The sequence below is a fragment of the Achromobacter sp. 1L-A-4-B-C2 genome, from assembly GCF_057291955.1.
The window spans coordinates 1,270,703-1,296,537 of sequence record NZ_JBXAWP010000001.1 but is presented as its reverse complement, the minus strand read 5'-3'; the positions used below and the strand labels follow the sequence as shown (position 1 = coordinate 1,296,537).

The following is a 25,835-nucleotide window of genomic DNA, read 5'->3' as shown; positions in this document are numbered from 1 at the left end:
CCATCGACAATATTAGCGCCATCGCCGCGCGCCGGGCTTGTGCGCGGGTCCGGGTCGGGCCATGGGATGACCCTATTTCAAACGCTGGTAGCGGCCGTCATCCAGACGGGCGAGCCGGCCCTCTAATTCCAGCTGAACCAGCTGCGCCTGCAGGTCGCCGATGGCGATGTTGGATCGCGTCTGGATGGCATCCACGTGCAGCGGGTCGTAACCCATGGCATCCAGCACGGGGTGGTCCGGCAATGACGGTGGCGGGTGCGGCGCGCGGCGACTGGCGGGCGTGGGCCCGCCGCCCAGTTCATCGGTAATGTCAGCCGCGGTTTCCACCAGCTTTGCGCCCTGCCGAATCAAGGCATGGCAACCGCGCGACAACGGCGAGTGGATCGAGCCGGGGATGGCAAACACTTCGCGCCCGCTTTCGCCGGCCAGCCGTGCCGTGATGAGCGAGCCGCTTTGCTTGGCCGCTTCCACCACCAGCACGCCGCGAGCCAGGCCCGCCACGATGCGGTTGCGTTTGGGGAAGTGGGGCGGCAAGGCGCCCGTGCCAAGGGGGAATTCAGACACCAGCGCGCCGTTGCCGGCGATGCGGTGGGCAAGGTCGCGGTGGCGGGCAGGGTAGATGCGGTCAATGCCGGTGCCCATGACGGCGACGGTGCCCGCGCCATCGGGGCCGGCGTCCAGCGCGCCTTCGTGCGCGGCCGCGTCGATGCCCAGCGCCAGGCCGCTGACGACGCGCCAGCCGTGGCCGGCCAGGTGGCGGGCAAACGCGCGCGCGGTTTCCTGGCCGCCGGGCGTGGCATTGCGCGCGCCCACCACGGCCAGCGATGGCCCTTGCAGATAGGCCGGATCGCCCACCACGTACAACAGAATGGGCGGGTCGGCGATGGTCAGCAGGCTTTGGGGATAGGTCGGGTCCGCCAGCGTCACGATGTGGCGGTGGGGCGCATCCACCCATTGCAGCGCGGCGTCCACCTGCGCCGCCATGTCGGCCGGCATGGCGGCGGCCAGCTGGCGCGCCAGCGCATCCGGCAAGTGGCGGGCGAGGGCAGTCGCCCGCTGGGCGTAGATCTGCTCGGGCAGGCCCAGCGCGCTCAGCAGCGTACAGGCGGTAGCGGAACCCACGTTGGGCTCCAGGGACAGCCGCAACCAGGCGGACAGTTCGGCGGACGTATGCGTAAGCGGCATGAGGCGGGCGCGATGGCGTCAAGGGTGGCAAGTGTCGCATGCAAGGCGCAACAGGCGCCGATGCATGGGTGGCGTTTTGATCTCTCTTGTCTGCTTGCCAGCCAGCCAAAGAAGCGGGGACGCAGCGCTCTGGTAATGCTCCATTTAGCCGAAAACTATTAGAAATCAATACTCTAATGAATTAAACTCTTGCCTACGCATCAATTACTGGCGATCCCTTTTCAATGGCTTTACTTCCTATCCTTCGCTATCCGGACCCGCGCTTGCACAAGAAAGCCAAGCCGGTAGCCGAAGTCGACGACCGCATCCGTCAACTGGTACGCGACATGGCCGAAACCATGTACGACGCGCCGGGCGTCGGCCTGGCCGCAACCCAGGTTGACGTGCACGAACGCGTGGTCGTGATCGACGTGTCCGAAGACAGCAACGACCTGCTCGCGCTGATCAACCCCGAGATCACCTGGCGCAGCGACGACTACAAGATCTACGAAGAAGGCTGTCTGTCGGTGCCCGGCATCTACGACGAAGTCGAACGCGCCTCGCGCATCCGCTGCAAGGCGCTGGACATCGACGGCAAACCCTTTGAATTCGAAGCCGACGGCCTGCTGGCCGTGTGCGTCCAGCACGAGCTGGACCACCTGGAAGGCAAGGTCTTCGTCGAATACCTGTCCAACCTGAAGCAGAACCGTATCAAGACCAAGCTGAAGAAGGCCGAGCGCGAAGCGCTGCGCGACTGATTCCCGTTTTTTGACTTTTTGGTCTGAACCCCATGCGCCTAGTTTTTGCCGGCACGCCGGAATTTGCCCGTATCGCCTTTGACGCCTTGCGGGCCGCCGGTCACGACATCGCCCTGGTCATGACCCAGCCTGATCGGCCCGCCGGACGCGGCTTGAAGCTGACGCCCAGCCCGGTCAAGCAGGCCGCGCTTGACGCCGGCATACCCGTCGCCCAACCGCGCAGCCTGAGGCTGGACGGACGCTATCCCGACGAGGCCGCCGACGCGCGCGCGTTGTTGGAACAGGTGGCGCCCGACGTCATGGTGGTGGCGGCGTATGGGTTGATTTTGCCGCAATGGGTGCTGGACTTGCCGCGCCTGGGTTGCCTGAATATCCACGCCAGCCTGTTGCCCCGCTGGCGCGGCGCAGCGCCCATCCAGCGCGCCATCGAAGCCGGCGATGCGCAAACGGGCGTGACCATCATGCAGATGGATCAGGGCCTGGACACGGGCGACATGCTGCTGGAACGCGTGGTGCCCATCTCGGCCGACACCAACGCCGCGCAATTGCACGACGCCTTGGCGCTGGCGGGCGGGCAGGCGATTGTGGACGCGCTGAATGCGTTGGAACAAGGCGGCCTGACGCCGACCAAACAACCCGAGGACGGCGTGACATACGCCGCCAAGCTGGACAAAGCCGAAGCCGCGCTGGACTGCACGCAACCCGCGGCATTGCTGGCGCGCCGCGTGCGCGCGTTCAACCCCGTGCCCGGCGCCAGCATCCGGCTGCCGGGCCTGCCCGACCCCGTCAAGGTCTGGCGCGCGCAGGCGCTTGAAGACGCGTCGGCGGCCACGGCGGCCGAGCCCGGCAGCGTGCTGCGCGCCGAGGCGGATGGCATCGACATCGCCACCGGCGACGGCGTGCTGCGCTTGCTGGAATTACAAAAAGCCGGCGGCAAGCGCCAGCCCGTGGACGTGTTCGTGCGGGGCTGGCAACCGGCCTGACGGCGGCTTGCGCCTCGCTGCGCCCCGCCGGGCGGATCACCGCCCCCGCTTGTGCGCCGCGCCGGTCACGGACGCGGCGTTGCCGCCAACAAGTCCAGATACGCGCCTGCCACCAACTGCGTGGGCGCGACCCCCAGCCCCGCCATCAGCGTGCGGGCTTCTTCGCTGCCGGCGTCCAGGCTTTCGCCATCGCGCAGCACCACTTCCAGTTCCAGAAAATCCCCCAGCCCCTCGACCCGATCCAGATGGATGCGCGTGCGTCCGGCCATGAATACGGTGCGGTGCTTTTTCACGCGGCCGATTGCGCCGTAGGCCAGCGTCAGCGTCTGGCGCAGGGTGTCGGGCGAATCGGTCGGTGAAATGGCGTAGAAGCTCTCCTTGGGGCCGGCTTCGTCCGAGCGACGATAAAAAATGAGCTCGCCGGTGCCGTCGCCAAAGGCGCGCAACTTCAGGCGCCCATGCGTGCACGTGAAGAAGGTGTCGTCCTGGTCAAGAATCACCGGTTCCTGCCCCGACAGCGCGGCGGCCAGGGGTTCAAGCACGGCCAGGTTGTCGACCCGTGCCTTGATTTCAACGTTGCGAGCCATGGCGTTACCCTCGCGCAAGGTGAATGCAGACGGCACCGATACCACACGGATACCGCATCGATACCGCACCGATACCGCGCCGCATCAATACCGCATCAATACAGCGTATCCGCCACCCGCGCTGGCAGGTCGCGGTCGTAAGTCACGCCATCGAAAGTACCGGCCGTCAGGTCAGACAGAATGCGCCCGGTGCTGGGCAGCGCGCTGCGTGGCACCTGCGTGGCCGGGTCCCACAGGCGCGATCGCAGCAGCGCCCGCGAGCACTGAAAGTACACCGTCTGCACGTCCACGATCAGCACCGAGCGCGGCTGCTTGCCGTCCATCGCAAAGCGCTCAAGCAGCGCGGGGTCGACACTGACGCGCGCCGTGCCGTTCACCCGCAGCGTTTCCCCCACGCCCGGCACCAGGAACAACAGCGCCACGCGCGGATCAGCCAACACGTTCAGCAAGCTGTCCATGCGGTTGTTGCCCCGGCGGTCGGGCAGCAGCAGCGTTTTTTCGTCTTCCACCACGACAAAACCGGCGGGATCGCCGCGCGGCGATGCGTCCAGCCCGTCCGGCCCCGATGTTGCCAACATCGCAAACGGCGCCGCTTCAATGAACGCGCGGTAATGCGGATGCACGTGATCCACTTCCTTCTTCAGCGAGGCCTCGCCGGGCGCGCCGTACAACGCTTGCAGCGCGGCGGCGTCGGTGACGAGATGAGCGGGATCGATGTGCATAGCGGGTTCCGGTCGGCAGGGTCAGGCCAGGATGGCGCGCAGGTCGGCTACGGTCAAAAAGAGTTCGTCGGGCTTGCGTTCGCGCAGGGCGTCCACATGGTTATAACCCCAGGCGACCGACCCCACGCGCACGCCGGCCTTGCGGGCGGCGTCGATGTCGCGCATTTCGTCGCCCACCAGCAGGAAGCGTTCGGGGGCGACTTCATGGCGCCGCATCAAGCGGTCGATCTTGGCGGCCTTGCCGAACAGGTCGGTGCCGCATTCATAGTCGTCGAACAGCGCGCAGGTGTCCGCGCCCAGCACGCGCTGCACGTTTTCAATGGAATTCGAACTGATCACCGCCAGGCGCACGCCGCCTGCCTTGATCCGCGCCACCGCGTCGGCAATGCCATCGAACAGGTGCACGCTGGGATCGATGTCCTGCATCAGCGTGCGCACGTGCGTCATGATGGCCGGCAGTTTCCACAACGGGATGCCCAGGTACTTCAGGATTTCCGAGGCCTCGCGGTGACGCAGGTTTTCGCGTTCGGTCAGGTCGATCTTGCGAAAGCCGTACTTGTCGGCCACCGTGTTCAGGATGGAATTGAACCAGGGCATGGTGTCCGCCAAGGTTCCGTCAAAGTCGAATGCAGCGATGTCGTATTTCAAGTAATCAGTCCGTTTGCCGGCTTCTGGCGGGGCTACAAGCCGTTGGGGTGAAGCAAATAGTGCACGACCGGCGCCAGCGCTTCAAGCGGCGGCGCGCTGGCCACCACGCGCGCGGCATTGGTCCACGGGTAGTCCAGGCCCAGCAACCAGCCGAACACGGCGGGCATGTCGCCGGGCGGCAGCGTGACCATGGTTTCGATGGTGATGGTCAGGTCCGTGGCGCGATACGGTTGCGCCTGGAACTTCCAGTCGTAGCGGCCGCAGCCTACGCGCACATTGCCGGTGGCCTTTTCGGTCATGCCGACGATCCAGTCGCACTGGTAGTCGGGCAAGCGCGCGTCGGGCGCGGGACGCGACAGGTAGAACGTATAGACGTTTTCGTAGGTCTGGCCAAACTTGCGCACCAGGGTGTCCGCAATGGCCGCGACCCCGTGGGATTCGGGCGGAAACGCGATGGCTTGCGTGCGCAAGGCCATTTTCAGCACCGCGTCCGACGCGAATGCCCGCGCCAGATGATGCGGTCGGTTCTCATCCTTGGCGTGGAAATAGTCGCGCAGCACGGACTCGGTGCTGGCGGGGGATAAGGAATCGGAAGTCATTTCAAGAACGGGCGTCATGGGCTCAACAGGGCAAGAGGGCCATCAGGCCGTGATGGGGTCGAACCACTTCGAGACGTTGGGCGGCTCGTAGATGGCATAGCGATCCAGCAGCAGGGCGGGGTCTTCTTCGACCACCAGCATGTCGCGATGCTGCGGTCGGATGAAGGCTTCGTCGACGGCGTGATCCACAAACTGCACCAACGCGTCGTAGTATCCCGCGACATTCAACAGGCCGCAGGGCTTCTGATGCATGTTCAGTTGCGCCCACGTCCACACTTCAAAAAACTCTTCCAGCGTGCCCGCACCGCCAGGCAATGCGATGAAGCCGTCCGACTTCTCAATCATCATTGCCTTGCGCTCGTGCATGTTCTGCACCAGGTGCAATTCGGTCAGGCCACGATGCGCCTGTTCTTTCTTTTGCAGCAATTCGGGGATGACGCCGATCACGCGGCCGCCAGCGGCCAGCACTTCGTTGGCCACCACGCCCATGATGCCGACGACCGATCCGCCGTACACCAGCCCCAGGTCGCGCTTGACCAATTCGCGGGCCAGCACGCGGGCCTGCTCGATGTAGTCCGGGCGGGTGCCGGGGTTCGAGCCGCAATATACGCAGATGTTCTTCAGGTTCATAACAGGTTCGTGATGGCCGGGCCCGTTACAGATTGCGTCACGGGCGTTCCGGGAAGTCGATAGTTTACGAGAACGTCAGCGGGCGCGTTTTGGGGCTCGGGCGCCGTGCAAATTGGTGGCAGGAGCAATGTTTGGACACAGCAACTTCTGCTGCGATCGGTAGACTGAGTCGTTCGGTACGACTGGAAATCCAGCGTCGTAGGGCTTTCACTAACAGAGGAGCGAACGATATGGAACAAACGACCCGAACCCCCGAGAAGGCCAGCCGCCCATTCGACATGGACGTGAAGGCGATCCGCGCCAAGGCGCGCCAGGACATCGAGTCAGGCGCCGTTACGGATACCTATCGCGCAGACCGGGAAACCGTGCTGAAGCTGCTGAACGAGGCGCTGGCCACCGAAGTGGTCTGTGTGCTGCGCTACAAGCGCCATTACTTCATGGCTCGCGGCTTGAACGCCGAGCCGGTCGCGGCGGAATTCGCCGAACACGCCACGCAAGAACAGGAACACGCCGACCGTCTGGCTGAACGCATCGTTCAGCTGGGGGGCGAACCAAACCTGTCTCCCAAGGGCCTGCTCGAGCGCAGCCATTCGGAATACGTCGAAGGGTCATCCCTGCAAGACATGATCAAGGAAAACCTGATCGCCGAACGCATCGCCATCGACAGCTATCGCCAGATGATCGAATACATCGGCGAACAGGACTCGACCACGCGCCGCTTGCTGGAAGAGATCCTGGCGGTTGAAGAGGAACACGCCGACGATCTGGCGGACTTCCTGTAAGACTGGCCGCTACACGGTATCGGCCACCTCGTGTCGGCCACACAGCAAGGGCGCCTGAAACTCAGGCGCCCTTGCTTTTTCAGAGGGCTTCGCCCCACAGATCGTATTCATCCGACTCGGTGACGCGCACGCGCACCAGATCGCCCGCTTTCAAGGGCTTGTCGGAACTGACGTACACACAGCCATCAATCTCCGGCGCGTCCGCGCTGCTGCGGCCGATAGCGCCGTCTTCGTCCACTTCATCGATCAGCACGTCGATCTCGCGGCCCACTTTGCGGGCAAGGCGCGCGGTGGAAATACCCTGCTGCAATTCCATGAAGCGTTCCCAGCGGTCTTGCTTCACGTCGTCGGGCACGGGATTGTCCAGCAGGTTCGCGGGCGCGCCTTCCACCGGCGAATACTGGAAACAGCCCACGCGATCCAATTGCGCTTCCTGCATCCAGTTCAGCAGATACTGGAAGTCTTCCTCGGTCTCGCCGGGAAAGCCCACGATGAACGTGGAGCGGATGGTCAGATCGGGGCAGATTTCACGCCAGCGCTTGATGCGCGCCAACGTCTTGTCTTCAAACGCCGGGCGCTTCATGGCCTTCAGAATGCGCGGGCTGGCGTGCTGGAACGGAATGTCCAGGTACGGCAGGATCTTGCCCTCGGCCATCAGCGGAATCACTTCGTCCACGTGCGGGTACGGGTACACATAGTGCAGACGCGTCCACACGCCCATTTCGGACAGCGCCAGGCACAGTTCCGTCATGCGCGTCTTGACCGGGCGGCCGTTCCAGAAACCGCTGCGGTACTTGACGTCGACGCCGTACGCGCTGGTGTCTTGCGAAATCACCAGCAGTTCCTTCACGCCAGCCTTGACCAGGCGTTCGGCTTCGCTGAGCACGTCGCCCACCGGACGGCTGACCAGGTCGCCGCGCATCGACGGAATGATGCAGAAGCTACAGCGGTGATTACAGCCTTCCGAAATTTTCAGATAAGCGTAGTGGCGCGGCGTCAGCTTGATGCCTTGCGGCGGCACCAGGTCCAGGTACGGGTTGTGGTCCTGCTTGGGCGGCGCGGCATCATGCACGGCGCGCACCACCTCTTCGTATTGCTGGGGGCCCGTCACCGCAAGCACGCTGGGATGCACCTTGCGGATCACCGATTCCTCGACGCCCATACAGCCGGTCACGATGACCTTGCCATTCTCGGCCAGCGCTTCGCCAATCGCTTCAAGCGATTCGGCCTTGGCGCTGTCGATGAACCCACAGGTGTTGACGACGACAACATCCGCGTCGTTGTATTCGGGCGTGACTTCGTACCCTTCGGTGCGCAGTTGGGTCAGGATGCGTTCGGAGTCGACCAGGGCTTTAGGACAGCCCAGGCTGACGAAGCCGACTTTGGGGGAAGACATGGAATACCTCGGTGGGCGCGAGCCGGCGCCAATGATCAAAACGTGCGCAATTTTAGCGCGGCGGAGCGGGGGCCGTTATTTTAGGGGAAACGCGGCGCATTCATAGCCTGGCGTGTCGCGTGCGTGCTGCTTTGCGTCGGTCACGTATTGCCGTCGAAGGGTTCACGAATTCGGCAGTCAAAAATCGGATAGTTACTAAAATCTTATAACGCCGGCCAACGACATTAATACGGCGTTCAAATTCTAGTAAAAATCAGATTTTGCTTATTCGCGCCGGTTTCCATTGTTTTTGACTATCTCGTCACGCAAACTGCCTCAACATTTAGTTTCAACGAGATAGAACGCGCCTTCGGCTTGCCGCGGGCGCGGAACCGTTATGAATTCCTATTGGTGCCGGCGAGTCGCCGCAGTGGTATTGATCGCGGCGGGCGCTTGCCCTACCGAGCCCTTCGCGCAGACCCCGCCCGAGGCGGTATCGCGCCCTTCCGAAATTGAACGCAGGCAAGAGCAAGAGCTGGACGCCCAGCGCGCCCGCTCGGCCGAGCGCCCGGATGTCTTGTCGCCCGATGCCGCGCGCAGCAAAAGCGAGCTGCACCTGCCCGTTGAATCGCCTTGCTTTGTCATCGGTGACCTGAGCTGGGACGACGCGCCACCCCCTTCAGCCTTGGCCGGGGCCGCTCGCGCTGTCATCGGCCAATGCGTCGGCGGACAAGGGCTGCGGGCGTTTCAGGAATATCTGAACGCCTGGCTGATCCAGGATGGCCAGATCACGGCACGCGTGGTGGTGCCTGAACAATCGCTGGCGTCAGGCGCGCTGACGCTGCGCTTTCTGCCCGGCCGCATCTCGGGCGTGCAAGACGCCAATACCGTTGGATGGTGGCGCACCGCCTTGCCCACCGGCCCTGGCGGCGAACTGAATCAGCGCGATCTGGACCAGGCGCTGGAAAATATCCGCCGGCTTCGTGGCCAGGCGGACGCCACCATCGATGTCGGGCCCGGCCCCGAACTTGGTGACTCCGACATCATTCTGCGTCCAGGCACGGGCAAGCGTTGGCATGGCTACGTGGGAAGCGACAACGGCGGCCTGGACGCCATCGGCAAGTATCAGGTCAACGCCGGACTAACCCTGGATTCCCCCTTGTTCCTTTATGACCAGCTGTCTGTGTCGTGGAACAGCAATGCGCGCTGGCGCGATGCGGACTCGAACACGCGGGCCGCGTCCATCAACTACAGCATCCCCTTTGGCTACTGGACGGCGTTTGCCGGCGCCAGCAAATCCACCTATCGCCAAACCGTGGCCGGTTTTGACGAACCCATCGTCTACGGCGGCACCACCAAGCAGTTGCAGGCGGGCGTGTCGGTGGTGCCCTATCGCGGTACCGACTACAAGGGCACGGCGACGATGGCCGTGCTACGCAAGCGCGTCGGCAGCACGTTGAACGACGTCGCCATTGAAGTCCAGCGGCGCGACGTGACGGGCTACGACATCAACGTGGCGCACCGTCACTATGTGGGCCGAGCGGTGCTGGATGCCGGCGTGGGCCTGCGCGGCACGCTGGCCGGCCTGTCCGACCAACCCGGCTTCGTCTACGGCGACCCCGACTGGAATGGCCGCAGCACCATCGCGCTGGCCAATGCCGGGCTCTACCTGCCGTTTCAATTGGCGGACCAGCCCTGGGCGTACCACGTCAGCTGGCAAATCCAGCACGCCAAGACACCGGTCGTGCCCTCGGATTACTTCACCATCGGCAGTCGTTATGCGGTGCGCGGCTTTGACGGCCAGATGACGCTGGCGGCCGAAGACGGCTGGACGCTGCGCAACGATTTGTCGCTGGGCCTGGACAAGCTGCTTGGCGGCCCCGGTCATCAACTGTATGCGGGTCTGGACGCCGGACGCGTGGGCGGCGAGTCGGCGCGATGGCTGACCGGGCGCACGTTGGTGGGCGCGGTGGCTGGGCTGCGCGGCCGCCTATCCATCCCCTATGTCGATGCCAGCTATGACCTGTCTGCCGGCTGGCCGTTGAAAAAGCCGGAATCGTTACAGACGGCATCCACCGTGTTCGCCGCAGCCGTGATGTTCGAGTTCTGATCCCGCGGCATTGCTCCGCCGGCCTTCCTGATTGATCTGGTCGACAAGGCGCCGGGCTTGCCCCGGTGCAGCGCCGCTTGCGCCGCCGTCGACGTTTACGTTACCCGGGTATGCATGATGTCCAAGCTTCGTTCGATGATTGTCTGGTCCGTCGTTTTCTTGCAGGTCTGGTCGCCAGTGCTGGCGCAGACGTTGCCGATAACCGTCGACAAGAGCGTTGCGGGCGCCAAGCCTTCCGTCGGCGCAACCAACGGCGTGCCGGTGATCAATATCGCGCCGCCCACGGCGGGCGGGGTGTCGAACAACCGCTACACGCAGTTCAACGTGGGACCTTCCGGCGCGGTGCTGAACAACAGCGGCGGCGCCAGCCAGACCCAGTTGGCAGGGCAGGTGGGCGGCAACATCATGCTGGGCAACCAGCGCGCCACCACCATCCTTAACCAGGTCACCGCGCCGAACCCGTCGCAATTGCTGGGCACGCTGGAAGTGGCCGGCAACCGGGCCAACGTCATCGTCGCCAACCCCGCCGGCATAACGTGCAACGGCTGCGGCTTCTTGAACGCCGACCGCGCCACGCTGACGACCGGCCGTCCGCTGATTGGTGCTGACGGGCGTATCGGCTTTGACATCGCATCGGGCAACATCCGCGTGGATGGCGCCGGCTTGAACGGCGCCAACCTTGGTCAGGTCGACCTCTTGGCCCGCAGCTTGGAAATCAACGCCGGCGTGTGGGCGGATCGGCTTAACGTCACAGCCGGCGCCGCGCGCGTCGACTACGACACCGGCATCGTCACCGCGCAAAGCGGGCAAGGCGCCAAGCCCGACGTGGCGTTGGACACGGCTGCGCTGGGCGGCATGTATGCAAACAGCATCCGGCTGATCGGCACCGAAGCCGGGGTGGGCGTGAACATCGGCGGCAACCTGGTGGCGCTGACGGGCGACCTGCACGTGAACGCGGCCGGAGACGTGCGCATTACGCCCAGCGGCACGGTGCAAGCAGCTGGCGCGCTGCGCGTGGATAGCGGCCGGGACCTTGCCGTGCAAGGCGTGGCGCAGGCAGCGGGCGCGACCACGTTGGCCGCGCGCCGCGATGCGGACATTCAAGGCGGAGTCGCGGCCGGTGGGTCGTTGAACGTGACGGCGGGAAAGCGCGTGATTGTTGGCTCGCAAGGGGGCCTGCGTACCCAAGACGCGTTGCGCGTGACGGCAGGCCAGGATCTGGCGCTGTCGGGTCACTTGCTGACGGCCGATCAGAACATCATCGCGGTGGCGGGCCGCAACTTGAAGATGGCGGGCTTGCCGCTTGCCGGTGTTCAGCCGGGCGCGGGTGTGGGGAATGGCGACGGTAACGGCATCGGTAACGGCATCGGCGACGGCAGTGGCGCTGGCAATGGCACTGGCAACGGAAATGGCAACGCCAACGCCAATGCCAACGCGATTGTCGATGCGCTCGCAACGGGCGCATCGGCCGGCGGCGCGTCGCAAGCGTCCGGCGTCATCTCCGCCAAGTCCGGCATCACGCTTCAAGCGGGGCGCGACCTGGTGCTGCCGCGACAGATATACACGTCCGGCACGTTGTTGACTCAGGCCGGCGCCAACATGGTCTCGGAAGCGGGCGCGCAGGCACAGTCGGCCAAGGGCATGACGATGCGCGCAGGCGTGGATGCCAATCTGGCTGGCGCGGCCTTGACGGACGGCGCGCTGTCGATCGGCGCGGGGCGAAATCTGCGCATGGACGGCAGCGCGCTGGCCTACGGCGGCGGCTTGGCGCTAAAGAGCGGCAACGATTTGCGTTTGGGTCAGACCAGCCGCGCGCAAGGCGCGGGCATCGTGGTGGACGCCGGTGGAGATGTCCGCGTCGGCGGTGACATGGTGTCCGGAGAAACCGTTGACGTGAAGGCGGCCGGCAGTGCGCTGCTGGGGGGCACGCTGAATGGCAAGCAAGGCATACATGCAAGGACGGGCGGCGCGCTAAGCGTCTCCGGCGCGGCGGACGCCGACCAAGGCGCCGTGACGCTGGCGTCGGGCGCTGACCTTTCGGTTACCGGCAGTGGCAGCGTGCAAGCGCGTGGCCCGGTCGCGTTGCACGCCAAGGGGGCGTTGAACGCAGCGGGCACGGTGTCGTCCATGGCTGCATTGACGGCCCAAGCAGCGCGTGACGCCAAGGTCAGCGGCAAGCTCTTGTCGGGCGGCCCCATGCGGCTTCAGGCGGCGGGCGATGTGGTGGCGGACACGAACGCGCGTCTGCAATCGGAAGGGGCAATGACGCTGCTGGCCGGGCAGGATCTGTCCTTGGCCGGCGAAGCCGAAACCAATGCGACCTTGAAGCTGAACGCCGGGCGTGACCTGCGCATCGACGGCGCGGCGCGCGCCTACACCGGCGCGGTTGCATTGAACGCCGACAACGCATTGCAGCTGGGCAAGACCAGCCGCGTGCAGGGCGACGGCGTATCCGTGCTGGCGGGCGGCGACTTGGTTGCCGATGGCTCGATGGCTTCACGGGGCGACATGGCAGTAGCGGCGGGCCGGGACGTGCGCGTCGGGGGCCAGGCGCAAGCCACGGGCAAGCTGGATTTGCACGGCGCCGGCGACGTCACGATTGCGAAGGGTGCAAGCGTGGATGCGGAACGCAGCGTGGCCGTCACGGCGGGGCAAGACATCGCGATTGCCGGCGCGCTGCGCAGCAACGAAGGCAGCCATGTCGAAGCCCGGGGCGCATTGCGCGTGGATGGCGAAACGTCGGCGGCGCAAGGCGCGCTTGAGCTGTTGGCGGGCGGTGATCTGTTGGTCGGCAAGCACGGCAAGGCGGCGGCGGGAGGCACATTGCTAGGCCAAAGCGGCGGCGCGTTGACCGTAGACGGGGCGCTGTCCAGCAGAAATGCACAGAGGTTGACGGCGGCGAGCGACATTGCGATAGGCGGCCAACTGCTGTCCGGCGACACGCTGTCATTGCGCGCCGGTCAAGACCTGGGCATTGGCGCGGCCGCGCAAGTGCAATCCACCACGACCACAACGCTGAACGCCGGCCGCGATGCGAATCTGGCGGGCACGGCAGTCAGTGATGGTTCCATGGCGATGCACGCGGTGCGCGATCTGAATGTGGACGGCGCAGCGCTGGCCTACGGGGGCGCACTTGAGCTCCAGAGCGGCAAGGATCTACGCCTGGGTGCAAGCAGCCAGGCGCAAGGGGTAGGCGTGGCAGTGGCTGCGTCGCGTGACCTTCATACCCAGGGCGAAATTCTTGCCCAAGGCCCCGCGCTGCTGACGGCGGGTGATCGCGCAGTGCTGGGCGGCAAGCTCGCGGCCGATGGCGAACTGACGCTGCGGGCGGCGGGCGCGGCCCAGCTTACCGGCGCATTCGAAGCGACGGGCGGTGCGTCCCTGTGGGGCGGCGAAGACGTTGCGCTGGCGGGTAGCCTGCGCAGCAACCTGGGTACGCAGGTGGACGCGGCGCGCAAGTTGGATATCACTGGCGCCGTTGGTGCGGTGCAGGGCGCCGTATCCCTGGCGTCCGGCAGCGACCTGTCCATAGGTGCCAGTGGTCACGTGCACGCGGCGGGGCCGGTGGCCTTGCGTGTCGGCGGCGCACTGAGCGCGGCGGGCACGGTGTCGTCCATGGCGGCGCTGACGGCGCAGGTCGCGCGTGACGCCTGGGTAGACGGCAAGCTGTTGGCGGGCGGCGACCTGTTGCTTGATGCCGTCGGCAAGGTGACGGCGAGCGCGGCTGCGCGCTTGCAATCGGAAGGCGCTATCAACGTGTCGGCCGGCAAGGATTTGGCTTTGGCGGGCGAAGCGCTGGCCAACGCCGGCATTACGTTGGACGCAGGCAGCGACTTGCGCATTGATGGCACGGCGCGAGCGTATGACGGCGCACTGGCCATGAGCGCGGGCAACGCGCTGCGGCTGGGCGCGTCCAGCGGCACGCAAGGGGCAGGCATTTCGGCACAGGCGGGCAGTGACCTTCACGCGGCGGGCACGATGGGGTCGCGCGGCGCCATCGATTTGGCTGCGGGCCGCGACGTTCGCGTGGACAGCACCGCGTCGGCAAGCGGCAATATTTCCTTGGCTGCGCGGCACGACTTGAGCATGGGCCAGACGGCGCAGTGGTATGTCGAAGGCGCGTCGCGCGCGACGGCGGGCAACGATATGACGTTGTCCGGCGCGTGGCGTGGCAATGGCGACATAACGCTGGCCGCCGTCGGCGCGTTGACGCTTGATGGCGAACTGGCCGCCAGCGTGGGCGGCCTGGACTTGAGCGCGGGACGAAACCTGTCGGTGGGCGCGTTGGCGCGCATCGCGGCGGCGGGGCCCGCGCGTGCAACAACAGACGGCGACCTGCTGGTGGCCGGCACCGTCAGTTCATTGAACGCGCTGACCTTGCAGGCCGCGCGCAATGCCCGCATCAGCAAGCAGCTTTACGCGGGTGGCGCGCTGGATGTGCGGGCCGGTCACATGCTGACCGTGGCGGGCGGCGCACAGCTTCAGTCCGACAGCGCAATGGCGCTGAAGGCGGGCCAGGATCTGAATATCGTCGGCACGGCGATGTCCGAAGGCAGCATGGCGCTGACGGCCGCGCGCGACCTGCGTCTGGATGGCGATGCGCTGGCCTACGGTGGCACGCTGGCCTTGAAGGGCGGCAACGATGTGCTGCTGGGCTCGGCGAGCCAGCTTCAAGGGCAGGGCGTGCAGGCGCAGTCCGGGCGCGACCTTGCTGCCGGTGGTGTGCTCGTTTCCAAGGGCGATGCGCAATGGCAGGCCGGCCGGGATATCGCGGTCGACGGCAAGGTGGGCGTGGACGGTTCGCTGGATCTGGTCGCCAAGAACGACGTGCGCGTCGGTGCGACCGGGCAGCTTGAAGCGTCCGCCAACGCGCGTATCCAGGCAGCGGGTGCCGCAACGATTGCGGGCGCGGTGCGCGGCGATCACGGCGCGTTGATACAGAGCGGCGGCGCGATGGCCGTCACGGGCACCACGGCATCGGCCAAGGGGCCGTTGCAGTTGATTGCCGGACAAGACCTGGGCCTGTCATCCGACAGCCAGACGCTGGCGGGTGGCGCTTTGCTGGCACGCGCGGGCGCGTCGCTGATAGCGGCCGGCACGTTGTCATCGCTGGCCGATGTGGTCCTGGATGCCGGCTCCAACATAACGCTGGCGGGCCAGAGTCTGGCGACGGGCGCTATCACCGCAAACGCCGGCGGCGTCTTGGCCGCCTTGGCGGGCGCGCGGTTGCAGGCGGATGGATCTGTCGACGTCCACGCAGACAGCGCGGCGTTGTCGGGCACGCTGGTAGCCGGACAATCGGCGCAGCTGCGCGTACAGCGGGACCTGACGGTGGATGGCACTGTGCTGGCCGACGCGGGCACGCTTACTGCCAGCAGCGGTGGCGATATGACGCTGGGCAGCGCAAGCGAACTGCAAGCCGGCGGAAAATTGCTGGCGCAGGCGGGCGGGAAGTTACGAGCGGCGGGCACCCTATCCGGTGAAACCGACATCGTCATGCAAGCGGAGTCGGATGCCGAACTGAGCGGCAAGACGGTCGCCAACGGTACGCTTGAAATCAATGCTGGCAGGGATCTGACGGTCGCGGACAAAGCCTTGGCACAGGGCAGCCGCAACTTGCTGCTGACCGCTGGCCAAGACCTGCGCATCGCCGGTACGGCGGGCACGGCAGAGGACGCTGGCAACTTGGGCATGGACACCAAGGGCGCGGCGGCTGGGGGCGATGCCGCCCAGCGTGCAGACGCCAAGCGTGCAGACACCGAAGGCACGGATACCGAAGGCACAGACCTCGAAGGCACGGGCTCTCGCGGCATCCGCACCAGAAGCGCGGACGCCAAGAAAGCAGCTACCACCGGCGGCACGCTTAGCGCACAGGCCGGTCGCGATCTGTCCATCACGGACACCGGCACGGTCACGGCGGGCTCCCCCATTGCACTGAAAGCCGGTCGTGACATCAACATCGACGGCATCGCAACAGCCCTTGCGGGCACGTTGCAAGCCGACGCAGGCGCCAAGCTGCAAGTGGGCGCCTTAGGTCGGATGCAAGCGTCCGACACCCTTGCCGCAAGCGCAGGCACTGATCTGGATTCCGACGGCGTCATTGCGGCGGGCGGCGGCCTCACGCTGGCAGCGGGCGGTAGCGCCCGATTGGGCGGCGTTGTGGCAGCGTTGGGCGAGCGCGCGGCCGGGGATGCGCAGATCTCCGCGCAACACGACCTGACCATCAAGCAAGGCGGACAAGTCCAGGCCGCCGGTGCGCTAAGCGCGCACGCAGGCCAAGACCTTAGCGCGTTGGGGGCGTTGAGCTCGGTTGCCGACATGGCACTGACTGCCGCGCGCGATGTGCGCGTGGACGGCACCGTGGCTTCCGATGCCAACCTGACGCTGACCGGACGCAACCTGACCGTTGCCGCAACCGGTCTTGCCCAAGCAGGCGGCACGCTTGCCGCCACCGCCCAAGAGGCCGTGCTGGTGGCTGGGCGCATGTTGGCGGGGCATTCGCAATCGTTGATCGCGGGTAACGCCCTGACGGTGCAAGGCACGGTTGCCGCGTTGAACGGCGACCTGACGATGACCTCGCGCCAAGGCGACGTGGCGTTGGACGCGGCATCGACCGTGCAGTCCAGCGGCATGTTGACGGCCGATGCCGGCGCTGCGCTGCGCGCCCAGGGTTCGCTGGCCGCAGGCCAAGGCATGACCTTGCGCGCAGGCACGGATGCCGCGCTGGGTGGCGTCACCGCCACGCAGGCGGGCGACTTGAACGCCTTCGCCGCGCACAACATGACCGTTGCGGCAGACGGCCGCCTTCAATCCGCCGGCGCGCTGACCCTGAAAGCGGGCGGCACACTGGCCAACGCGGGCGTGGTGTCGGCCAATGACGGCGCCAGTGTCAGCGCCGGCGCCGCGTTGCTGAACCAGGGTTCCGTCCTGGCAGGCGGCGACCTGCTCGTCACCACACCGGGCATGCTCGACAACGCAGGCCGATTGGTCGCCGGCATGGACTGCGAAGGCGCCCTTAACCAGCCAGGCAGCCTCACGCTGAAGGCCGGCCACATCGTTCATCGCGGCACCAGCCTGGCCGGCAAGGACCTGACGCTTGTCGCAGGCAACCTGGACCTTGCGCATGGTGCGCTGTCCGCAGTGGGCAACGTCACGCTGGCCACGCCGGGAGACATCGACGCCCGTCAGGCCGTCGTACAGGGCGGCGGCGTGGAAATCTCGGCCGCCAACCTGAACAACCAGGCAGGCAAACTGACCTCGACCGGCGCGGCCAGCCTGACGCTGGCGGGCACGCTGGACAACACCGACGGGCTTATCGCCGCGGCGGGGGACTTGAACATCGCCGCCACCACGGTCGTCAACCGCGAGGGCACGCTGGCGGGCAGCAATCTTGTACTGAAAGCCAGTGCCAGCGTCGACAACCGCGCCGGTTTGATCCAGGCCGATAACGCACTGACGCTGACGTCAGGGTCGCTGGATAACAGCGCCACGCTTGCGGTGGCGGGCGGAGCACCGAAGGGCGTGCTGGGCAAGGTGGTTGCCATCGTGGCGGACCGCGTCGACAACCAAGGTGGATCCATCCAGGCGGGGCGGGATCTGACCCTGACCACGCGGGAACTGGATAACCAGGGCGGTGAGGTGGCCGCGCAAGGCAACGCCCGCATCGTGGCCGACACCTTGAAGAATGGCCAGGGCAAGCTGCTGGCGGGCAACAGCCTGACCGTCATCGCGCAGGTCTTGCATGGCCTGGGCACGCTGCAATCAGCGGGCGATCTCAGCTTTCAGTATGCGGGCGCGTTGAACCAGACGGGTGACCTGTCCAGCGGTCGCGATTTGAACCTGTCGCTGGGCGGGGCGCTGGATAACAGCGCCACCATCAGCGCTGGGCGCGACCTGAGCATCCAGGCGGATTCGCTGGTCAACCATGCCACCGGCCAGCTTCTGGCGGGCGGCGGCAACACCCTTAACGTCACGCACGGCCTGACGAACGCGGGCCTGATCGACGGCGCCATCACGCGCATCAACGCCGGCGGCGTGGACAACCTGGCCCGCATCTACGGCGACAAGGTCGCGATTCAGACCCACACGCTGGTCAACAGCGCCGGGGTAGGCGCGGGCGCGGTCATCGCGTCCCGTGGCGCCATGGACCTGGGCGTGGCTTCACTGGTGAATCGCGATCACGCGCTGATCTACGCCGGTGCGGACCTTTCCATTGGCGGCGCGCTGGATGCCGGCGGCAACGCGGCGGGGTACGCGGGGTCGTTGTTGAACTCGGGCGCCACCATCGAAGCGGCGGGCAACGCCCGCATTTCCGCGGCGTCGTTGTTGAACCAGAACGCCGGCTATAGCAGCCAGACGGTAGTGGTGTCGTCCCAGCCCAAGGTGTACTTCACCCCGGCGGGCAGCACCGACATGTACGACGCAGAGACCAACTGGCTGTGTGACGAGGTCACCCCTCAGTGCAGCAAGGACCCGGCTTGGCTGGACGACGATCCCGAGCGCATGTTCCTGCTGCCGTCCGACAAATATCCGGCTGCGCGCTACGGCCCGCCGTTCGACTACACCCCGGGTGGAAAACGCAAGGCGGGTGTCAGTTCGCCGATCGCGTTGGCTTATACCCCGGCCGACGTCGCTTGCAGCGGCGGCGACGCGGGCGGCGGATGCTGGGACGTTCCCGAATGGTTCGGCTATGGCTCCGATGCGCGCATATGGTCGATATTCGGCATCACCCCGCCGTCGGGCTCCGTGCCGATTTGGATCCCTCCGGAAGCGCCATGCTTTAGCAACAGCCCGGCGTGCCTTGCCGAAGGCGCTCGCCGCAAGGCGTATGAAGCCGCGCATGCCGCGTACACGGAGCCCTACAAGATCCTGGACGCCCGCATCCGCGAATTCAACGCCGATTTCCGCAACCGCCTGGTCGGCACGCTGACCTACTACCAAGTCAACGAAACCGTCACCGAAACGCGCACGCTGTCGTCGGACCCGGGCAAGATCCTGTCCGGCGGCGCGATGACGCTGGCCGGTGCCGTTACCAACGACAAGAGTCAGATCGCCGCGGGCGGCGCGCTGCGCGTGGCTGGCCCCGCCATCCACAACATCGGCGCGGGCGGCCAGCGCACCGTCGTGCGCGAGGGCACGGCCACGGTCTCGCAGGCGCGGTCCAAGGACCGCAAGGAATACTCCTCCGGCTACACGGCCACCCTGGCCGGTCAAGCCATCGAGCTTCCCGTGGGAACCTCGGGCGGACACACCAACGTCGCGTTGGCCGGATCGGCGCCGGGCAACACGGGTATCGGCAAGCGGGGCCCAGTGCTGGTCGCCAGCCTGGAGCTGCCCGGCGGCACGGTGGTGCGCACCGTTTCCAACCCCGCCAGCATTCCCGACAACCAGCTGTTCACCGTAGACAAGCGCCCCGACGCGCCGTACCTCGTCGCGACGGACCCGCGCTTTGTCGGCCAACGGCCCACGGTATCCAGCGACTACCTGTTCGATCTGCTGCGCCAGCCCGACGCATTGCCGGGCACCACGGTCGCGGGCGGGGCGGGCGCGGGCGCCGGGCTTGCCGGCCCGCGCCCTGACAAGCCTGCTGACGCCGATCGTGTGCACGTTGCCATCGGCAATGGCGCCGTCGCGCAGCAAGCAGCGGCGGGCCCTGCCGTGGGCGCAGGTTCCGGCGTGGACGCGCAGCGTCTGCAATCCCCGGCTGCCACCAACGTCGGTAACGCCGCGCTGGACGGCGGCGGCACCATTGCCGGCAACGCCGTGCCAGGCGGCAAGACGCTGTCCGGCGCGCGGCTGCCCGGCTGGGACGCCCTGTTGCCCCCCGGCGCCAAGTTCCTGACGCCCTCGGGCCAACCCAAGCGTCTGGGCGATGGCTTCTACGAGCAAAAGCTCGTATCCGACCAAATCCTGTCCACGACTGGACTACGGTTCCTGGACCGCTTCGGCGACAACGACAGCCAATACAAGGCCCTGATTTCGGAAGGCGCCAAGTTCGCGCGGGCCAACAACGTCCAGCTCGGCGTGGCGCTGACCGATGAGCAACAACGCCGGCTGACCAGCGATCTTGTGTGGCTGGTCGAACAAACCGTCACCCTGCCGGACGGCAGCACCGACACCGTGCTGGTGCCCAAGGTCTATCTGGTTGTGCGCAAAGGCGACCTGAAGGGCGACGGCACATTGATGGCCGGCCGCGACGTCAAGCTTGCGGCGGACGGCGACATCGTCAACAGCGGCACGATCGGCGCACGCCATGCCACGGTGATGAGCGCGTCGAATATCGTCAACCGGGCGGGTGGTTTGGTGCAGGGGGCGGTCGTGGATCTGGCCGCACGCGAAGACCTGACCAACCTAGCCTCGCTGATTCAGGGCGATTCCGTCACGCTGAAGGCGGGGCGCGACATCGCGCTGACCTCGACGGCGGCGTCTGAGAACTTCGGCAACACCTGGGGCTCGCACGTCACGGGCGTGGCTCGCGTGGATGCCGGTGACCTGAATATGCGAGCCGGTCGCGACATCAGCCTGACCGCCGCGCAAGTCAACGCGGAGCGCAATGCCGGGTTGCAAGCCGGCCGCGACATCAATCTGAGCACTGTGACGGAACGCCATGGCGAGTCCATCGTCATCAACAAGAAAAACCGTCATGACCTGAGCACCGGCAAAGAGATCGGTTCGTCGATTGCCGCAGGCGGCAATCTGACGTTGATCGCGGGGCAAGACGTGAACGCGCGCGCCGCCGACGTCACCGCCGACAAAAAGTTGGCGGTGGGCGCTGGGCGCGACATCAATCTGACGGCCGGGGTGGAGTCTGGCTCGGCATACGACGAGCTTCACTATAAAAAGCGCGGCTTCCTGTCGTCCAAGACCACGCACATCATCAAGTCGGCCGATTGGGAGCAGGCCAAGGGCTCGACCTTCACCGGCGACACCGCCCTACTGATGGCCGGGCGCGACTTGAGCGTGGCGGGTTCGAACGTTGGCGCGCAGAACGACCTGGTGATGTCGGCCGACCGCGACGTCAACATTCTGGCCGGCCAGAACGCCGAGGACGGCTACGACTACAAGGTGGTCAAGAAGTCAGGCTTTGGCGCCATGGGCGGATTGAGCTATGGCACCAGCAAGCAGACGGATTCGCTTGATAGCAAGAAGGTTTTCCACAACGCCAGCACCGTCGGAAGCGTCGAAGGCGATGTGCTGATCAACGCTGGCAGCGCTCTCAATATCAAGGGCAGCAACGTCATCGCACGCCAGGGCGACATCACGCTGATCGGCAAGGAAGTCAACATCGGCGCGGCGCTGGACACCACGAAAGAGAAGGAATTTCATGAGATCAAGCAGACGGGGTTGAGCATTAATGCCAACACGCCTTTGGTCGACGCGATGCAGACCGCGGGAAGAATGGGGGATGCAGCAGGGAAGACCGATAACAAGGTCATGCAAGGACTGGCTTTGGCGACGACCGGTCTTGCTGCGGTCAACGCCTATGACGCTGTCGCGGCCGATCCCAGGAGCGCTGGCGGCGTGAGTGTCAGTATTAACTTTGGCGTGAGCAAGAGCCAAAGCACGACAGATCGCGCGTCGTCTTCCGTTTTGGGATCTACCGTGGCGGCGGGCCAAGACCTGACCATCGTCGCCAAGGGGGCCGGCTCTGCGTCCGGCGTCACCGTCACAGGTTCACGCCTGTCAGCAGGGAACAATGCCATCATCAAAGCAGATGGCGACATTCTGCTGCAAGCTGCGCAGAACACCTTTGAGCAGCACACGAAAAACAAGAGCTACAGCGGTAGCGTCGGCATTGGCGTCTCAGCGAACAGCGAAGATGGTATTGGCGTGATGCTGAACCTTAGTGCCGGTGGTGGCCGAGGGCGCGCAGACGGCAAAGACGCTAATTGGACGTATACCGATGTCACTGCTGGCAACGTGCTGGCATTGCAATCGGGCGGGGATACCTCGCTGATCGGCGCGATAGCAAGCGCCGATCAGATCATCGCCTCGGTCGGCAAGAATCTTCAAATTGAGACTCTGCAAGATGCCAGCACCTACGTTTCCAAGCAGCAAAGTGCTGGCGTCCAAGCAAGTATCTGCATCTACGGCTACTGCAAAAGCTCCGTCTCCGGCAACGTCTCGCAAGGCCGGATGGACAGCAATTTCCAATCCGCCACACAGCAGGCGGGGATGAAGGCGGGTGACGGCGGTTTTCTGGTCAACGTTGGCCAGAACACCACGTTAACTGGTGGCGTCATATCGAGCAGTGAACAGGCTGTGGCGAACGGTCTGAATCAACTGTCCACCGGCACGCTTGTCGTCAAAGACTTACAGAACACGGCGCGCTACAAGGCAGATCAGGTCGCATTGAGCGGCGGATATAGCTGGGGCGGCAGCGGGGAAGGAGACGCGAAGAAGGGCGATGTCGGGACGAACTCGAAAGGCCAGGCGGCTGGCGGCGCGGACAAAGTGCCTGGTACGAGCTTACCGACTAATAGCAGTGGAGCTTCCGTTGGTCTGCCGGTGGTTGTCGCGGCTTCTGGGAATGCCAATTCGACTACACACAGCGCCATCAGCGGCAGCAGCGTAGTCATTCGTGATGGCGCTGGGCAAATTGCCCTGACCGGCAAGACGGCGGCGGAGACGATCGCGGCGTTGAACCGGGATACGTCCGATACGTTGAATGCGCTGAAGCCGATTTTTGACAGGGAGAAGATCGAAGCGGGGTTTGAGATTGCGTCGGAGGCCCAGCGGCAGGTGGGGCAGTTTCTGACGAATCGGGCGAAGGAAATTGATGCGCTGAAGGCACGTGCAAAGGATCAGACGCTGTCTCAGGCTGAACGGGATCTAGCTGCTGCAGATGCGAAGACGCTGGAAGGGCAGTGGGGGCCGTCGGGCTCACATCGCCGGTGGATAACCGCAGCAATTGGTGCTTTCAGTGGAAACGTGACCGGCGCTACAGGCGAGTTCGTGCAGTCGACTGTCGTGAACTATCTGCAGGGACGGGCCGCCTCCGAGGTCAAGTGGCTTGTCTCTCATCTGGGAGAAGGGGCAGGTGCGGAATCGGCACGTGCAGCACTGCATGCGATCGTGGGCTGCGCGGGCGCGGCCGGCAAAGGGAGCGAATGCGGTGCCGGTGCGCTGGGTGCGGGAGCGGGCTCGGTATTGAACTCACTGCTAGGCGGGGATGCGTCCAACCTGAGCTCCGAAGAGCAAGAGCGACACAGCAATCTGATTCAGACCCTTGTCGCGGGAATTGCGCAGGTTGCCCACGTTAGCGGCGCTGAGGCGGTGTTCGCCGCGGAAAACGAGACTGTCCACAACGCGCTGTTGGTATCGGAAGAGCAAGCGCGGCTGAAGGAACTGGCACAGTGCCAAGACAAGGCATGCGAGGCATCGGTCACCAAGAAGTACGGCGAGATATCGTCAGAGCGGCGTCGCGAGGCATTGGAGTGCGAAGGAAAGGTTTGCGTTCAGAAGGCGCAAGAATTCGGACAATTGCTATCGGACTACGCGGAAAGAAGTGGCGAGTTGGAGGAGAAGCTTCGCGGGCCGGTTGGGTTGAGTGCGCTAGAGATGAAGGAATACGTCGCGCTTGGTTCCATTGAGCTATTGATGGTTGGGGTGCGCAATACCGCGATCAAACGCGCGATTGAAAGCGGAGGGGCAGACGCCAAGAAATTGGCATGGGATAGCATCGCTGAAGCCGGGGTGTCGGGTGCGGCGACGGCGGTTGGCGCGGTGGGGGTCCGGCCGGCGAAGGTGGGGGCAAAGGGTGCGCTGCCTGGGGGAAAGACTGCCGAAGAATTTGAACAATCCATAGTTAACTTGCCGCCGGGCGAGAGAGTGGCTCACATCAAGAGCATGGTAGCTAGCGTAGCGAAAGCGAATGGAATGATTAAGGACAACAAGCTGAGCAAACTTAATGGACGTGATGTCTATAAGGCTCGGGATGGAAATCTGTACGCGGTAGATACGCAGCACGGACGCTTTGAGGTTGTTAATGCTAAAAATGGTAAACATCTAGGCGAGGTCAACTTCGAGTTTAGGGAAACATCGGCAGCGGACAAGGCGGGTGGGCATAATTTAAAGGTTAATTAATATGATCGAAAAAGTGAAGCTCGTAGAATCTACAGAAGATTCTTTGTGGCGGGGTAATATACTTAGTCTGCCAGCAAAATATCCGTATGAAGATTTCGTGGACTTTATGGTCTTTGAAACTAAGGATCGAGATAGGCCATATGGATTGATTGTTACCTCTGGCTATAAGGCCGGGCTAGTCCTGGTCCATTTGCCTGCGGAAAGCTCCGCATTAGGAAGAGGGGTTGATCGAATATGGCTAGTTTCAAACTGGAATGCTTGGATTTATCCCGATTGTGATGTATCTAGCGTTTATCTGATCGATGGATACAGATCTGCATGCCTTTTTTGATTTTTAAAAGTTTGGTTGGTTGTTTGTCGGTCTTGTAATTTTCTCGCTATCCACGACGCGAGATTGCACGGGCGGTGAGTAATTTTGCACGTTTTAATAGGCGCAAAAGAAACTTTTAATGACGGACCCAGGGCTTAAAGGGGATATCAAAAGTCGGTATAACGAAGCGGAAAAATGGGGTGTGACGGCGCAAATCGGTTTGGACTAGCGTCTAATCAGATTCCGCTGGGCGGAGCGTTACGGAGGTGCGGGGGAATGCCTCGGTTAACCCTCTCTCTGATCTTCTATTAGCCAATTTCTACTTGACAGGGGTGCTTACGATGCCAACGGAAAAGTTATCCGCCTGTTGGGGCCATCGAAACCATGAGTCATTTATCCTCTTTGATTAGCAGCCCTCCAGATCGAGAAAATCCGGTGTTCGAAATATGGTTGGGAACTGACCAGCTAGCTGAAGTATCCCACGAGCCTGATAGACCCGTGGAAATAGAAATATACCCGCCTGCCGAAGGCGGGAAGTGGAGTTTTGAACTTGAAGAGCTAATGTCTCTATTGAGTCAGGCGGTTAAGTCATTAAAGTAGCGGTGATTTAAATGGTGCAGAAAGGTCGGCTCGTTCGATTCGTCTAGCCAGGTCAGCAATGGCTTTTTACTTGGTGCCGTGGGCGATATCGTGATCGGTGCCACCGGCAACAGCTCGCGCGCTGCCTCGGGCCTTGCACGGGATGGCGACGTCCTGATTTCCGGATCCAGCCTGCGCGCCCAGGGCGGTGTCGTGCTGGACAGCCAGCGCAATATCTCCGTCGTCGGCTCCGACAACTGTCAGACCTAGACCAGCGAGGAGTCGAGCAAGAGCACCAGCTTCGAGTTGGGTGGCATGAGCCTGGGCGACATCGGACGGGCAATCGATGGCGGTCCAAACTCCAGCGGAGTCAAGTTGGTCCCCAACGGCAGCGAGTCGGTGAAGTCCAATGAGGGGTCCTCGGGTACCGGGCAGACGTCCTCGCTAATCACTGGCAAGAGCGTCCACCTGACCAGCCGCGACGTCGAAAACCGCGCCAGCTA

At 64.4% G+C, this 25,835-nt stretch carries 14 protein-coding genes; 7 read left to right on the top strand and 7 right to left on the bottom strand.

The window, feature by feature from the left end:
• Positions 1–72 precede the first annotated feature (72 nt).
• Positions 73–1,185, bottom strand: coding sequence for a DNA-processing protein DprA (gene dprA / locus AC0Z35_RS05940; protein WP_485131120.1), 1,113 nt, complete (start codon positions 1,183–1,185; stop codon positions 73–75).
• Positions 1,186–1,409: 224 nt separating this feature from the next.
• Between dprA and def the strand changes: the two genes are divergently transcribed.
• On the top strand, positions 1,410–1,922 hold the full coding sequence (def, locus tag AC0Z35_RS05935) for a peptide deformylase (protein ID WP_046803104.1): 513 nt from the start codon (positions 1,410–1,412) through the stop codon (positions 1,920–1,922).
• A gap of 32 nt (positions 1,923–1,954) precedes the next feature.
• Positions 1,955–2,905, top strand: a complete 951-nt coding sequence (gene fmt / locus AC0Z35_RS05930; protein ID WP_485131121.1) for a methionyl-tRNA formyltransferase — start codon at positions 1,955–1,957, stop codon at positions 2,903–2,905.
• Positions 2,906–2,970: 65 nt separating this feature from the next.
• On the opposite strand, the gene AC0Z35_RS05925 is transcribed toward fmt, so the two are convergent.
• The 5 genes from AC0Z35_RS05925 to AC0Z35_RS05905 form a co-directional block, all read right to left on the bottom strand.
• On the bottom strand, positions 2,971–3,492 hold the full coding sequence (locus AC0Z35_RS05925; protein ID WP_046803146.1) for a class IV adenylate cyclase: 522 nt from the start codon (positions 3,490–3,492) through the stop codon (positions 2,971–2,973).
• Between the two features lie 95 nt (positions 3,493–3,587).
• Positions 3,588–4,214, bottom strand: coding sequence for a pyridoxamine 5'-phosphate oxidase family protein (locus tag AC0Z35_RS05920; protein ID WP_485131122.1), 627 nt, complete (start codon positions 4,212–4,214; stop codon positions 3,588–3,590).
• 21 nt (positions 4,215–4,235) lie between these two features.
• Positions 4,236–4,862, bottom strand: a complete 627-nt coding sequence (locus AC0Z35_RS05915; protein ID WP_485131123.1) for an HAD hydrolase-like protein — start codon at positions 4,860–4,862, stop codon at positions 4,236–4,238.
• Between the two features lie 32 nt (positions 4,863–4,894).
• Positions 4,895–5,461: a hypothetical protein gene (locus AC0Z35_RS05910; protein ID WP_046803147.1), complete on the bottom strand. Its 567-nt coding sequence runs from the start codon at positions 5,459–5,461 to the stop codon at positions 4,895–4,897.
• A gap of 42 nt (positions 5,462–5,503) precedes the next feature.
• Positions 5,504–6,091 (bottom strand): LOG family protein, encoded by a 588-nt coding sequence (locus AC0Z35_RS05905; protein WP_046803108.1) that lies wholly within the window; start codon positions 6,089–6,091, stop codon positions 5,504–5,506.
• 230 nt (positions 6,092–6,321) lie between these two features.
• Here AC0Z35_RS05905 and AC0Z35_RS05900 point away from each other — a divergent pair, with 230 nt between their 5' ends.
• Entirely contained in the window at positions 6,322–6,873 is a 552-nt protein-coding gene (locus tag AC0Z35_RS05900; protein ID WP_046803109.1) for a ferritin-like domain-containing protein, read from the top strand.
• A gap of 79 nt (positions 6,874–6,952) precedes the next feature.
• Here the strand turns inward: AC0Z35_RS05900 and rimO are convergent, their stop codons facing one another.
• The gene (gene rimO, locus AC0Z35_RS05895; protein WP_046803110.1) at positions 6,953–8,269 is read right to left on the bottom strand and encodes a 30S ribosomal protein S12 methylthiotransferase RimO; all 1,317 of its coding nucleotides are present in this window, start codon (positions 8,267–8,269) and stop codon (positions 6,953–6,955) included.
• Positions 8,270–8,645: 376 nt separating this feature from the next.
• Here rimO and AC0Z35_RS05890 point away from each other — a divergent pair, with 376 nt between their 5' ends.
• The 4 genes from AC0Z35_RS05890 to AC0Z35_RS05875 all read left to right on the top strand — a co-directional run bounded on the left by AC0Z35_RS05890 (position 8,646) and on the right by AC0Z35_RS05875 (position 25,602).
• Positions 8,646–10,358, top strand: coding sequence for a ShlB/FhaC/HecB family hemolysin secretion/activation protein (locus AC0Z35_RS05890; protein ID WP_046803111.1), 1,713 nt, complete (start codon positions 8,646–8,648; stop codon positions 10,356–10,358).
• Positions 10,359–10,472: 114 nt separating this feature from the next.
• On the top strand, positions 10,473–24,443 hold the full coding sequence (locus AC0Z35_RS05885) for a two-partner secretion domain-containing protein (RefSeq protein ID WP_485131124.1): 13,971 nt from the start codon (positions 10,473–10,475) through the stop codon (positions 24,441–24,443).
• 1 nt (position 24,444) lies between these two features.
• Positions 24,445–24,774: an Imm45 family immunity protein gene (gene imm45 / locus AC0Z35_RS05880; RefSeq protein ID WP_185975332.1), complete on the top strand. Its 330-nt coding sequence runs from the start codon at positions 24,445–24,447 to the stop codon at positions 24,772–24,774.
• Between the two features lie 669 nt (positions 24,775–25,443).
• Entirely contained in the window at positions 25,444–25,602 is a 159-nt protein-coding gene (locus AC0Z35_RS05875; protein WP_185975333.1) for a hypothetical protein, read from the top strand.
• Positions 25,603–25,835: the final 233 nt, after the last annotated feature.

Bases quoted from the DNA above. Each gene is read 5' to 3' on its own strand.
- AC0Z35_RS05905 (WP_046803108.1), bottom strand. From the start codon at position 6,091: ATGAACCTGAAGAACATCTGCGTATATTGCGGCTCGAACCCCGGCACC.
- AC0Z35_RS05925 (WP_046803146.1), bottom strand. From the start codon at position 3,492: ATGGCTCGCAACGTTGAAATCAAGGCACGGGTCGACAACCTGGCCGTG.
- AC0Z35_RS05910 (WP_046803147.1), bottom strand. From the start codon at position 5,461: ATGACTTCCGATTCCTTATCCCCCGCCAGCACCGAGTCCGTGCTGCGC.
- def (WP_046803104.1), top strand. From the start codon at position 1,410: ATGGCTTTACTTCCTATCCTTCGCTATCCGGACCCGCGCTTGCACAAG.
- fmt (WP_485131121.1), top strand. From the start codon at position 1,955: ATGCGCCTAGTTTTTGCCGGCACGCCGGAATTTGCCCGTATCGCCTTT.
- rimO (WP_046803110.1), bottom strand. From the start codon at position 8,269: ATGTCTTCCCCCAAAGTCGGCTTCGTCAGCCTGGGCTGTCCTAAAGCC.
- AC0Z35_RS05890 (WP_046803111.1), top strand. From the start codon at position 8,646: ATGAATTCCTATTGGTGCCGGCGAGTCGCCGCAGTGGTATTGATCGCG.
- AC0Z35_RS05900 (WP_046803109.1), top strand. From the start codon at position 6,322: ATGGAACAAACGACCCGAACCCCCGAGAAGGCCAGCCGCCCATTCGAC.
- AC0Z35_RS05885 (WP_485131124.1), top strand. From the start codon at position 10,473: ATGATGTCCAAGCTTCGTTCGATGATTGTCTGGTCCGTCGTTTTCTTG.
- imm45 (WP_185975332.1), top strand. From the start codon at position 24,445: ATGATCGAAAAAGTGAAGCTCGTAGAATCTACAGAAGATTCTTTGTGG.
- AC0Z35_RS05920 (WP_485131122.1), bottom strand. From the start codon at position 4,214: ATGCACATCGATCCCGCTCATCTCGTCACCGACGCCGCCGCGCTGCAA.
- dprA (WP_485131120.1), bottom strand. From the start codon at position 1,185: ATGCCGCTTACGCATACGTCCGCCGAACTGTCCGCCTGGTTGCGGCTG.